Below are 12,018 nucleotides of genomic sequence, written 5' to 3' on the forward strand. Positions count from 1 at the left end.
GAGTTTATCGGTCATGACCGCCCCTGTTGCCACTCCGCTTGACGATGCCGACTACCACGCCAAGACTCGGGCCGTATTGGACGGCGTCGAGGCCACCGTCGATGCCTGGCTGGAGCAGGACGTGATCGATATCGACAGCCACCGTACCGGTGGTCTGCTGGAGTTGAGCTTCCCGAACGGCAGCAAGATCGTGCTGAACACCCAGCCGCCGCTGCAGGAGCTGTGGCTGGCGGCGCGCGCCGGCGGCTATCACTTCCGCTATGTCGACGGCCGCTGGCTGGAGCGCGAGGGCCAGGAGTTCCATGCCCTGCTGTCGCGCCTGGCCAGCACCCAGGCCGGCCAGGCGCTGAGCTTCAGCGCTTGAATAGATCGAGGATGCTCTTCTTCTCGTCCTCGCTGGCCGACTGAGGCAGGTGGCCCTCGTCGCTGCTGAGTTCACGCACCGCATTGCCGCCGGTGAACTCGTCGTAGTACCACTCGCCGTTCAGATTGACGACGCCTTCGGGGGCGCTGTACTCGGACACCGGGACATTGCGCAACGCGTACTGCATGTATTCGATCCAGACCGGCAGTGACAGGCCGCCGCCGGTTTCGCGACTGCCCAGCTTGCGCGGTTGGTCGTAGCCTATCCAGACCACGGCCACGACCTCGCGCTGGTAGCCGGCGAACCAGGCGTCCATCGAGTCGTTGGTGGTGCCGGTCTTGCCATACAGATCGGGGCGCTTGAGCTGGGCCTGGGCCTTGGCGGCGGTGCCGCTGCGCGTTACCTCCTGCAGCAGGCTGTTCATCAGGAAGGCATTGCGCGGCTCGATCACCTGCGGGCTGTCCTCGGCCTTGGGCGTCGGGGCCTCATAAAGCACGCGTCCCTGGCTGTCGGTCAGCTTGGCGATCAGACGCGGCGTCAGCAGATGACCGCCGTTGGCGAATACGCCATAGGCTTGCGCCATCTGCATCGGCGTCACTGAGCCGGCGCCCAGCGCCATCGTCAGGTAAGCGGGGTGCTTGTCGGCCTCGAAGCCGAAGCGGGTCAGCCAGGCCTGGGCCTCGTTCACGCCGACCGACTGCAGCACACGGATCGACACCATGTTCTTGGAGCGGGCCAGTGCCCGGCGCAAGGGCATCGGGCCTTCGAAAGTGCCGTCGTAGTTCTTCGGCTCCCAGGGCTGGCTGCCGGTATTGGCGGCACTAAAGAACAGCGGCGCGTCATTGACGATGGTGCTGGGCGTCAGGCCTTTCTCCAGCGCGGCCGAATAGATGAAGGGCTTGAAGCTGGAGCCGGGCTGGCGCCAGGCCTGGGTCGCGTGGTTGAACTTGTTCTTGGCGTAGTCGAAGCCACCGACCATCGCGCGCACATTGCCGCTGCGTGGATCCATCGAGATGAAAGCCCCCTCGACCTCGGGCAGCTGGGTGATGGTCCATTCCTCCTTGACCCCGTCCTTGCCGGTCTTGACGGTCTTCAGCACCCGGATGATGGCGCCGCGGCGGATGCGGGTCTTGGGATTGCCCTGCTCGGCCAGACCCGAGGTGGCGGGCTTCAGGCCTTCGCCGAGGATGGTGATCGGGTCACCGCTTTGCAGGGCTGCGACGACTTTCTTCGGGCCGGCTTCCAGCACGACGGCGGGCAGCAATTCGTCGTTGGCCGGGTGGTCGGCCAGCGCCTCGGCAATGCGGGTGTCCAGGTCCTTGGGGTCGGCCGGCAGGTCGACATAGTCCTCCGGGCCGCGATAGACCTGGCGGCGCTCGTAGTCCATGATGCCGCGGCGCAGCGCGCGATAGGCAGCGTTCTGCTCATCGGCACGCACGGTCAGGTGCACGTTCAGGCCGCGGCTGTAGGCCTCGTCGCCGTACTGGCTGAAGATCAGCTGGCGGGCCGCCTCGGCGACATACTCGGCGTGGGTGGTGCTCTCGCTCATCTGTGGCCGGTAGCGCAAGCGCTCGGCCTTGGCCGCGTGATGCTGCTCCTCGTTGATGAAGCCGTTGTCCAGCATGCGGTCGATGATGTATTGCTGGCGCAAGGTGGCGCGGCGCGGATTGCTGATCGGGTTGTAGGCCGAGGGCGCCTTGGGCAGGCCGGCCAGCATGGCCGCCTCGGCGATCGTGATGTCCTTCAAGGGCTTGCCGAAGTAGACCTCGCTGGCGGCTGCGAAGCCGTAGGCGCGATGGCCGAGGAAGATCTGGTTCATATAGATCTCCAGGATCTTGTCCTTGGGCAGGGCGCTCTCGATCTTCAGCGCCAGCAGGATCTCGTAGATCTTGCGTGTCAGCGTCTTCTCGGTGGACAGATAGAAGTTGCGCGCCAGCTGCATCGTGATCGTCGAGGCACCCTGGCTGCGCGACTCGCTGACATTGGCCAGACCGGCCCGCAGCACGCCCAGGTAGTCGACGCCGCCGTGCTGATAGAAGCGCGCGTCCTCGATCGCCAGCACCGCGTCCTGCATCACTTTGGGGATCTGGCTCACAGGCAGATAGTTGCGCCGCTCCTCGCCGAACTCGCCCAGCAGCGCGCCCTCGGCCGACAGCACGCGCAGCGGCAGCTTGGGACGGTAGTCGGTCAGGCCGCTGATGTCGGGCAGATTGGGATAGGCCATGGCCAGTCCCAGGGCCAGCAGCAGCAGCACGCCAGCGCAGCCGGCCAGCAGCAGGCCAGCCAGCCAGGCGAGGCTGCGGCCGGCGAAGAGCAGGACTGGGTGACTGGGTGTTAGGGGTGCGGACTCGGGTGACTGACCCCGCGTGGTCTTGTTCTTGGCGTCGCTCATGGGCCTCCGGATGGCGTCGGCCGATTATAGGAAGACGCTCGCCCGGCTTGCCGCATCCGCAGTGTCGTCACATCCGGACACCACTGGCCGGAAACAGGGCCTTATTCGAGGCTTTTGGGGGTGCAAGAGGCGTGTATGTTTCGCAACGTGGTGTTACGGGCTGTGGCGGCAAAACCATGGGCTGTCATAGGCTTTGCTGCTAGCATTCAAGTAACTTATTAATAGTGCCGCGCTCCTAAAGCGTGTTGGGGCTCAAATTGGGGGAATAAGCGTCATGGGATTACTTGACGTACTGCTGGGTCGCAAGCATCCGCCCATGATTGGCCTGGATATCAGTTCATCCAGTGTCAAGCTGGTAGAGCTGGGTCAGAACGCCAGCGGCGAAATGGTGCTGGAGCGCTTTGCCACCGAATCTTTCGAGAAGGGCTGGATTACCGACGGCCAGATCGAGAAATTCGACGAGGTGGCCGACGCCGTCCGCCGTGTTGTGGCTCGCAGCGGCACCCGCACCCGTGATGCCGTACTGGCGATGCCGCAATCGGCGGTCATCACGAAGAAAATCATGCTGCCCGCCGGTCTGCGCGACGAGGAGCTTGAAATCCAGGTCGAGGCCGAGGCCAATCAATACATTCCGTTCTCGCTCGATGAAGTGAGTCTGGATTTCTGCGTGATTGGGCCCAGCCCGACTTCGGTCGGCGATGTCGAGGTGCTGATCGCGGCCTCGCGCAAGGACCGGGTGCAGGATAGACAGGGTCTTGCCGAGGCTGCGGGTTTGCGGCCGGTGATTTTGGATATCGAATCGCATGCCTCGCGCATGGCGATGGGGCGGCTGATTACCAATCTGCCAAATGCCGGCAAAGATGCATTGGTGGCCTTGTTCGAGATCGGTGCCGACACGACCAGCCTGAAGGTGTTGCGCGATGACGAGATGCTGTATGACCGCGACCAGGCCTTTGGCGGTTCGCAGCTGACGCAGCTGATTTCTCGTCAGTATGGCTTTTCCTTCGAGGAAGCCGAGCAGAAGAAACTCTCCAACGAGTTGCCGGAGGATTTCGAGACGGTGGTGCTGAATCCTTTTGTGGACAGCCTATCGCAGGAAATCGGCCGGGCTCTGCAGTATTTCTTCACCAGCACGCCACACCACAAGGTTCACTATGTGATGCTGGCCGGTGGCACTGCGACGCTGGCCGGACTCAAGGAGCGAGTGACTGAGCTGACCGGTTTTGCCTGCATGGTGGTGAATCCGTTTGAGAACATGGGCTTGGGATCGGCGGTTCGCGAGCCTAAGCTGCGCCGCGAGGCTCCCGCCTATCTGACGGCCTGCGGTTTGGCGATGCGGAGGTTTTTCCAGTGATTCTGATCAACCTGCTGCCTTACCGGGAAGAGAAGCGCAAGCGTCGCAAGAATGCCTTCTTTGTCGGCGTTGGTTTCTCGGCCTTGCTCGGTGCCGGTCTTGTCGCCGCGACCTGGGCCTTGTTGCTGCATCTGACCGACGAGCAGCAATCACGCAACCAGTATCTGGGCTCGCAAATCAGTTTGCTGGAGGCGCAGATCAAGGACATCGCCAATCTGCGTGCCGAGATCGAGGCCTTGAAATCGCGCCAGCGCGCCGTCGAGGATTTGCAGACCGACCGCAATACGCCGGTGCATCTGCTCAATGAGCTCGCCCGCCATACGCCCGAGGGGATTTACCTGACCAGCATCCGGCAGACCGACAAGGTGGTGACCGTGAATGGCATTGCCCAGACCAATGAGCGGGTGTCGGAGTTTCTGCGCAATGCGTCGCGGGGCTCGGAATGGCTGGACAAGCCGGAACTCGTCGAGATCAAGCTGGCGAATCTGAGCGCCAATACCCGCGATCAGAAACGCATGTTCGAGTTTTCGCTGCGCGTGAGCATCAAGACGCCCGCGGCCGAGGCGCCCGCTGGTGCAGCGAGCGCGGTGGCGCCCAAGAGGACCTGAGCAAAGCCATGTCGACCAAGCGAGCTTCCGTCAATATCGATATCAATGCCTGGTTCGAGGGCGTGGCCGAGCAATTTCGCGGCCTCAATCCGAACGAGCCTGGACAGTGGCCCGTCTTGCCAAAACTGGCCGCCTTTGCGGTGGTGGTGCTGGCGGCCGTGGCCTTGGGCTGGTTTCTGGTGCTGGCCGATGTGCAGGCCGCGCTTGATGCCGAGCGCGAGAAAGAACCCAATCTGAAGCAGGACTACCGCAGCAAGCTGGCCCAAGCTGTCAATCTGCCGGAGTTGCGCAAGCAGAAAAGCCAGGTCGAGGAGTATGTGACCCAGCTCGAGAAACAGCTGCCCGGCAAGGCCGAGATGGATGCCTTGTTGTCCGATATCAACCAGGCCGGCCTGGGCCGTGGCCTGCAGTTCGAGCTGTTCCGCCCCGGTCAGATCCTGGTCAAGGACTACTACGCCGAGTTGCCGATTGCCTTGCGCGTGTCTGGCCGCTACCACGATGTGGGTTCGTTTGCCGCTGATGTGTCCAATCTGTCGCGCATCGTCACCCTGCACAACCTCAGCGTGGTCGCGCCGACCGGCAAGGATCTGGGTGGGGCGCTGAGCATGGAGGCCACCGCGCGCACCTACCGGTATCTGGATGCCGGCGAAGTGGCCGAACAGAAAAAAGCAGCAGCCAGCAAGAAGGCTGCGGGAGCCAAAAAGTGATGGACTGCGGCAAGCGCCGGTGGCGCGCTCTGGCAATGCTGAGCCTGGCCCTGTTGGGCGGCTGCGCGGCCGATCTCGATGAGTTGCAGCAATGGATGGAGCAGGAGCGCAAGTCCGCCCGCGCCACCATCACGCCGCTGGTGCCGCCGAAGAAGTTCCTGCCGCAGCCCTATGAGGCGCAGGCCGGCGTCGATCCCTTCAGCACGCAAAAACTCAGTGTGGCGATCAAGCAGGAGGCGGCCCAGCCCAGTTCCCTGCTGGCCGCCGAGATGAATCGTCGGCGCGAGCCGCTGGAGGCCTATCCCTTGGACAGCATGTCCATGGTGGGGAGCTTGACCCGGCAGAGCCGCCGCTATGCCTTGCTGCGGGTCGACAACCTGCTGCACCAGATCAAGGGTGGCGACTACCTGGGTCAGAACTTCGGACGGGTGACCCAGATCAGCGAAACCGAGATTACCTTGCGAGAAGTCGTCCAGGACGCTGCGGGCGAGTGGATTGAACGCACCAGTACCCTCCAGTTGCAGGAGACGGGACGATGAAGAATTTTCAGGAGACCATCAGGATGAGCCTCTGGCGCCATATAGCGGGACCTCTGGCCTTGGCCTTCGGCGCATGTGTTCTTGTGCCGGCGCAGGCCTGGGCCCAGAATGCAATACGCTCGATCAACAGCGTGCAGCAAGCGGGCGTGGAGGTGGTGCGTATCGAGCTCACTCAGCCGCTGAGCGAAGTGCCCAAGGGCTTCACGGTGCAGACGCCGCCGCGCATCGCAATCGATCTGCCGGGCATCAGCAATGCGATGGGGCGCAATCTGGTCGAGATCAATCAGGGCAATCTGCGCTCGGCCAATGTGGCCCAGGCCGGTGACCGGACCCGGCTGGTGCTGAATCTGCGCCAGCCCTCCGGCTACCGCGCCGAGATTCAGGACAGCGCGCTGGTGATCGTGCTGGACAGCGCACCCGGGATTGCGGCCGCTCCGAGCGGCAGCGCCGAGCCGGTGCATTTTGCGCAAAGCCTCAACAGCTCGCCGCAGACCTTGCAGGACATCGACTTCCGCCGCAGTGCCGATGGAACCGGCCGCGTGATCGTCAACCTGCCGAGCAACCAGGTCGGTGTGGACATTCAGCAGCAGGGTCAGAATCTGGTGGTCGAGTTCCTGCGCGCGAATCTGCCCGACCGACTGCGTCGCAAGCTCGATGTCGCTGATTTCGGCAGCCCGGTGCAAACCATCTCGACAACCCAGAACGGCGACCGGGTGCGCATGCTGGTCGAGCCCAAGGGCAATTGGGAGCACAGCGCCTACCAGAGCGACAACCAGTTCGTGCTTGAGGTGCGGCCGGTCAAGGTCGATCCCAACAAGCTGACGACCGGTCCCGGCTATGCGGGCGACAAGCTGTCGCTGAACTTCCAGAACATCGAAGTGCGTGCGCTGCTGCAGGTGATCGCCGACTTCACCAACTTCAATGTGGTGACCAGCGACACGGTGACTGGCAATGTGACCTTGCGCCTGAAGGATGTGCCCTGGGATCAGGCGCTGGACATCATCATGCAGGCCAAGGGCCTGGGGCTGCGCAAGTCCGGCAATGTGTTGTGGATCGCGCCCAAGGATGAGTTGGCGGCCAAGGAAAAGCTGGATCTGGAAACCAAGGCCCAGATCGCGCAGCTGGAGCCGACTCGCACCCAGGCCATCCAACTCAACTACACCAAGGCCGAAGAAGTCGCCAAGGGCCTGACCGGACAGACGGCCGGTCAGGGTGGCGGTGGCGGTGGCGGCAGTGGTGGCAGCAACAACACCCGCATCCTGTCGCCGCGCGGCAGCGTGATCTACGAGACCCGGACCAACCAGCTCTTCGTTTCCGACATTCCGTCCAAGCTGGAGGAAATCCTGGCGATGATCGCCAAGATCGACGTCCCGGTGCGGCAGGTGTTGATCGAGGCCCGCATCGTTGAGGCCGACGACAAGTTCGGCCGCTCGCTGGGTGTCAAGCTGGGTTCGCAGGACTTGCGTGGCCTGCAGGGCGGCATCCCCGGCTACAACGTCGGCGGCAGCAACTATGTGACCATAGGCGGCAACTCGCTGGCCGTCGGCGCACAGACCAACCAGGGCGTGGCGCAGAACTACGCCAACAGCAACTTCGTCAACCTGCCGGCCAATGTCTCTTCGGACAGCTTCGGCGGCGCCACGGCGGCGACCTTTGCGCTGTCGCTGTTCAGCGCCTCGGCCAACCGTTTCCTGAATCTGGAGCTGTCGGCCCTGGAAGCCGATGGCAAGGGCAAGATCGTCTCCAGTCCGCGCGTCGTGACCGCCGACCAGGTGCGGGCCCTGATCGAGCAAGGTGAAGAACTGCCCTACCAAGTGGCCACCGCCAGCGGCGCCACCTCGATCCAGTTCCGCAAGGCCAATCTGAAGCTGGAAGTCACGCCGCAGATCACGCCCGAGGGCAATGTGATCCTGAATGTGGACGTCAACAAGGACAGCCGCGGCACCTTGACGCCGCAGGGCTATGCGATCAACACCAAGCATGTGCAGACCCAGGTGCTGGTCGAGAACGGCGGCACGGTGGTGATCGGCGGTATCTTCACGCTGGATGAGCGGGAAGACATCTCGCAGGTCCCGCTGCTGGGCGATGTGCCGGTGCTGGGACATCTGTTCCGCAACAAGTCGCGGACATCGAGCAAGACAGAGTTGCTGATATTCCTCACCCCCAAGGTCGTGAACGATCGGGTGACGGTTCGTTAATCAAAGGGAGAATGCCCAGCGCTGATCTTGTCCGCGCAGGGTGTAGCAGGAGTCTGAAGAAATGAGCAGCATGCAGTTGATGACGCATACGCCCACGGCTTGGCTGTGGCGCGTGGCAATGAGTTCGGTGGTTGCCCTGGCGCTGAGTGCTTGTGGCGGAGGCGGCGGCAACTCCGGCGACCCAGTGCTTGGGGGCGGAGATCCTGGCACCGTCGTGAAGGTGGCTGATCTGGTGGTGAGCCTCGACAAGGAGTCGGTTCCCAGCACCGGAGCAGAAGTTGTCGCTGTCACCGTGATGGCTGTGGATGCCAACCGTGCGGGCCTGGCGAATGTGCCCGTCAGCTTTGCGATCGATAGCGGCGGCACTGTCAGCCCGGCCGGCACCGTAACTTCTGCAGAAGGAAAGATCTTGGCAACTGCCGAGATTGGTAACGACCCGAGCAAGCGCACGATCACGATCACGGCGTCGGCCAGCGGCATCAACAAGACGGCGAGTTTCGCTGTGGTTGATCCGGTGATCACGGTGCCCAAGGCCGACAAGCTGACCATGGTGCTGGACAAGCCGTCGGTCGGCAATTCCGGCAGCGACGCCGTGACTGCGACGGTGACTGCTGTAGGGGCGGGCGGCAATGTGGTGGTCGGGATACCGGTTTCGTTCTCGGTGGACACCGGCACGGTGGCGCCTAACGGAACACAGACCGACGCACGCGGAGAAGTGACAGCGGCCGTCAAGATCGGCGCCGACAAATCCAATCGTCTGATCACGGTGACTGCGACAAGCGGTAGCCTGGAGTTCAGCGCCAGCTTCCTGGTCAATGGCGCCAAACTCAGCGCGACGGCCCTGCCGGCCTTGCCGGCGCCTGGGCAGGTCGGCAGCAAGGTCGAGTTCCGGCTCTCTGACGTCAACCAGAGCGCCATGCCAGGGGTGGCGGTGAATATCTCTGCTCCCGGTCTGCCCAGCGCCACCGGTTCGACCAATGCCAACGGCGTCTACGTATACGAGTACACGGCCCCGACGACGCCCGGCCCCATCGACATCACGGCCTTGGCAGGCGGAGCCAAAATTGTTCAGACGGTGACCGTCCCGTCGGGTACATCCACCGTGCCCCCGGTCACGGTGGCCGTGACGTCGGCATCGTTGTCTGCCTCGCCCGATGTGGTCCCGGTCAACGAAGCGAGCGCACCGACGGCCAACCGCGCCGAGATTCGCGCGCTGTTCTTCGGCGCGGGCAATGTGCCGGTCAAGAATATACGGGTTCGCTTTGATCGCGATGGCGATGCCAATGCGGTTCCGGGTTCCTTGAACTCGGGTACGTCCTTGGTCTACTCCGATGCGGTCGGTGCGGCGGTCACCAGCTACGTGCCCGGCGTGCGGCCCAGCCCGACCAATGGCGTCACCATTCGCGCCTGCTGGGATTACAACGACTTCGCTGAAGGCCTCTGCCCCAATGCGGTTCGGGCAACGCTGACCGTTGTCTCAGATCCCATCTCGATCACAATTGGTACGAATGAGTTGATACTGACCAGCACCAACACGTTGAACTACATCAAGCAGTTTGTCTTGCAGGTGGTCGACGCGGCGGGCAATCCCAAGGCCGATGTGCAGATCACGCCGTCGATTGATCTTCTTGGCTATTACAAAGGTCGATATATGTGGGACGCCGCATCGTCGACTTGGCTTGTCGGTGTGGATCGTCTGGACACGGGTGCTCATGTCACGGCAGATTCGAGAAATGGTCTGTATGTGCCTTACTGCCAGAACGAGGACGGGCAGGGCAACCCGAAGGCGCGAAATGGCGTGATCGATGCGGGCGAAGACATCAACTCGAATGCACAGCTGGATCCGCGCAAATCGGATGTGTCAATTTCTATGGTCAACGGTGGCAAGACCGACGCGAATGGCAACGCCGTGCTGAAGATCGAGTACGCGAAGAGTGTGGCGAGCTGGGTGGCCTTCCGCATCCAGGCCTCTGCGCTGGGTGTGCTGAGCCCACCTGCTATCTATGACGGTGTGCTTCCTTTTGTTGGTTCTGCAGTCAAGAGTGCCGATATTGCGCCGGCTTTCGTCTTCAGTCCCTATGGGGTGCGGGGCTACATGAACGATAACAATGGCCTGACTTGCCGGAGCGCTAACTGAGCCTTTGCATGTCGGTCCTCATAGCTCTTGTCGGCATGCCCGGCGGTGGCAAGTCCACCGTCGGCCGTCAATTGGCGCGGCAATTGGGCGTGGCATGTGTGGACTCGGATGCCGAGATCGAGAGTCGCCTGGGTCAGAGCATCCGCAGTTTCTTCGACCAGCAGGGCGAAGAGAAGTTCAGGGATGTCGAGTCCGAGGTGATTGCGGAATTGCTGTGCAGCCCGCAAGACATGGTGCTGGCCACCGGCGGTGGTGCGGTGCTGCGCGAGGCCAATCGAGAGGTCTTGCACCGCCGGGCCACGGTGGTCTACCTCCGCTCCTCCCCCGAGGAACTCTTCCGTCGCCTGCGCCACGACACGCAGCGCCCCCTGCTGCAGGTCAAGGACCCGTTGAAGAAGCTGCGCGAGCTCTATGCCCAGCGTGATCCGCTGTACCGGCGCACGGCGCATTTCGTGCTGGAGACCGGGCGGCCATCGGTGCATGCCTTGGTCAATATGATCTTGATGCAGCTGGAACTGGCCGGGCTCGTGGATCCTGCGCGAGTGGCTGCAACGGTGGGCGCGGAGCGTTGCTGAACAACAGCGCTGCGATGCACCCGTACACTCACTGCCCATGAGTAGTGATCGCTGTTCCCCCTCCACGGTTTCCATCGCGCTGGCCGAGCGCAGCTACGACATCCTGATCGGCCCGCAGCTGCTGGATGATCCCGCCACCTGGCAAGGCCTGCCGCGCGCGGCGGCGGCCCTGATCGTCAGCAACGAGACGGTGGCGCCGCTCTATCTGGAGCGCCTGCGCAGCCGGCTGCAGGCCCACTACGCAAGGGTCGATGCCGTGGTCCTGCCGGACGGCGAGCAGTACAAGGACTGGGCGACGATGAATCAGATCGTCGACCACCTGCTGGGCAGCGCCTCGGATCGCAAGACCGTGCTGTTCGCGCTGGGTGGTGGCGTGGTCGGCGACATGACCGGCTTTGCGGCCGCCATCTATATGCGCGGTGTGCCTTTTGTGCAGGTGCCCACCACCTTGCTGGCCCAGGTCGACTCCTCGGTCGGCGGCAAGACCGCGATCAACCACCCGCTGGGCAAGAATATGCTCGGCGCCTTCTACCAGCCGGCCCGGGTGATTGCCGATCTGGACACGCTGGACACGCTGCCGCCGCGCGAGTTGGCCGCAGGCCTGGCCGAGGTCATCAAATACGGGCCTATCGCCGACGCCGACTTCCTCGACTGGATCGAGGCCAATCTGGGCGCGCTGCTGGCGCGCGACAAGGCGGCGCTGGCTTATGCGGTCAAGCGGAGCTGCGAGATCAAGGCCTGGGTCGTCGGCCAGGACGAGCGCGAGCAGGGCTTGCGCGCCATCTTGAACTTTGGCCACACCTTTGGCCATGCGATCGAGACCGGTCTGGGCTATGGCGAATGGCTGCATGGCGAGGGCGTTGGCTGCGGCATGGTGCTGGCCAGCGATCTGTCGGTGCGATTGGGCCTGATGCCGCCGGAGTTTCTGACCCGCATGCGCCGCCTGATCGAGGCGGCCGGCCTGCCGGTGCGGGCGCCGCGTCTGGGCGTCGAGCGCTATCTCGAACTGATGCGGGTGGACAAGAAAAGCGAGGGCGGCGAGATCCGCTTTGTGCTGATCGAGGGCCTGGGCAAGGCCGGCATGCGCGGGGCACCGGATGCGCTGGTGGCCGAGGTGCTTGAAGCCAACGTTGCGGCCTGAGCC

Annotated in this window: 10 protein-coding genes; 9 read left to right on the forward strand and 1 reads right to left on the reverse strand. The window is 63.3% G+C overall.

Translation table 11 applies throughout. The features are described from left to right. The first annotated feature begins 13 nt into the window (after positions 1-13). The gene (gene cyaY / locus PO768_RS01245; protein ID WP_272644538.1) at positions 14-364 is read left to right on the forward strand and encodes an iron donor protein CyaY; all 351 of its coding nucleotides are present in this window, start codon (positions 14-16) and stop codon (positions 362-364) included. On the opposite strand, the gene PO768_RS01250 is transcribed toward cyaY, so the two are convergent. After that, positions 354-2,756: a penicillin-binding protein 1A gene (locus PO768_RS01250; protein WP_272644539.1), complete on the reverse strand. Its 2,403-nt coding sequence runs from the start codon at positions 2,754-2,756 to the stop codon at positions 354-356. The two genes, cyaY and PO768_RS01250, sit on opposite strands and share 11 nt — an antisense overlap. A 274-nt stretch (positions 2,757-3,030) precedes the next feature. Between PO768_RS01250 and PO768_RS01255 the strand changes: the two genes are divergently transcribed. From PO768_RS01255 to aroB, 8 genes are all read left to right on the forward strand, one after another. Then, a complete protein-coding gene (locus PO768_RS01255; protein WP_137941496.1) occupies positions 3,031-4,110 on the forward strand; it encodes a pilus assembly protein PilM in 1,080 nt (359 codons plus the stop codon). Further along, a complete protein-coding gene (locus tag PO768_RS01260) occupies positions 4,107-4,718 on the forward strand; it encodes a PilN domain-containing protein (RefSeq protein WP_272644540.1) in 612 nt (203 codons plus the stop codon). Before PO768_RS01255 ends, PO768_RS01260 begins: the two co-directional genes overlap by 4 nt. Positions 4,719-4,726: 8 nt before the next feature. Continuing rightward, the gene (locus PO768_RS01265) at positions 4,727-5,425 is read left to right on the forward strand and encodes a type 4a pilus biogenesis protein PilO (RefSeq protein WP_272644541.1); all 699 of its coding nucleotides are present in this window, start codon (positions 4,727-4,729) and stop codon (positions 5,423-5,425) included. Next, complete coding sequence (locus tag PO768_RS01270; RefSeq protein ID WP_272644542.1) at positions 5,425-5,964, forward strand: pilus assembly protein PilP; 540 nt, start codon at positions 5,425-5,427, stop codon at positions 5,962-5,964. The genes PO768_RS01265 and PO768_RS01270 overlap by 1 nt, the downstream gene beginning before the upstream one ends. Further along, entirely contained in the window at positions 5,961-8,162 is a 2,202-nt protein-coding gene (pilQ, locus tag PO768_RS01275) for a type IV pilus secretin PilQ (RefSeq protein WP_442953160.1), read from the forward strand. The genes PO768_RS01270 and pilQ overlap by 4 nt, the downstream gene beginning before the upstream one ends. A gap of 61 nt (positions 8,163-8,223) precedes the next feature. Next, positions 8,224-10,299, forward strand: coding sequence for a hypothetical protein (locus PO768_RS01280; RefSeq protein ID WP_272644543.1), 2,076 nt, complete (start codon positions 8,224-8,226; stop codon positions 10,297-10,299). 8 nt (positions 10,300-10,307) lie between these two features. Then, positions 10,308-10,874 (forward strand): shikimate kinase, encoded by a 567-nt coding sequence (locus PO768_RS01285; protein WP_272644544.1) that lies wholly within the window; start codon positions 10,308-10,310, stop codon positions 10,872-10,874. A gap of 37 nt (positions 10,875-10,911) precedes the next feature. After that, positions 10,912-12,015: a 3-dehydroquinate synthase gene (gene aroB, locus PO768_RS01290; protein ID WP_272644545.1), complete on the forward strand. Its 1,104-nt coding sequence runs from the start codon at positions 10,912-10,914 to the stop codon at positions 12,013-12,015. Positions 12,016-12,018: the final 3 nt, after the last annotated feature.

Origin of the sequence: Paucibacter sp. XJ19-41, from assembly GCF_028462495.1 — a bacterium.
Taxonomy (GTDB): domain Bacteria; phylum Pseudomonadota; class Gammaproteobacteria; order Burkholderiales; family Burkholderiaceae_C; genus Roseateles_E.

What these genes read in the sequence shown, in the direction of transcription:
- PO768_RS01270 (WP_272644542.1), top strand. Translation starts at nt 5,425, where the DNA reads ATGGACTGCGGCAAGCGCCGGTGGCGCGCTCTGGCAATGCTGAGCCTG.
- PO768_RS01280 (WP_272644543.1), top strand. Translation starts at nt 8,224, where the DNA reads ATGAGCAGCATGCAGTTGATGACGCATACGCCCACGGCTTGGCTGTGG.
- PO768_RS01265 (WP_272644541.1), top strand. Translation starts at nt 4,727, where the DNA reads ATGTCGACCAAGCGAGCTTCCGTCAATATCGATATCAATGCCTGGTTC.
- aroB (WP_272644545.1), top strand. Translation starts at nt 10,912, where the DNA reads ATGAGTAGTGATCGCTGTTCCCCCTCCACGGTTTCCATCGCGCTGGCC.
- pilQ (WP_442953160.1), top strand. Translation starts at nt 5,961, where the DNA reads ATGAAGAATTTTCAGGAGACCATCAGGATGAGCCTCTGGCGCCATATA.
- cyaY (WP_272644538.1), top strand. Translation starts at nt 14, where the DNA reads ATGACCGCCCCTGTTGCCACTCCGCTTGACGATGCCGACTACCACGCC.
- PO768_RS01250 (WP_272644539.1), bottom strand. Translation starts at nt 2,756, where the DNA reads ATGAGCGACGCCAAGAACAAGACCACGCGGGGTCAGTCACCCGAGTCC.
- PO768_RS01255 (WP_137941496.1), top strand. Translation starts at nt 3,031, where the DNA reads ATGGGATTACTTGACGTACTGCTGGGTCGCAAGCATCCGCCCATGATT.
- PO768_RS01285 (WP_272644544.1), top strand. Translation starts at nt 10,308, where the DNA reads ATGTCGGTCCTCATAGCTCTTGTCGGCATGCCCGGCGGTGGCAAGTCC.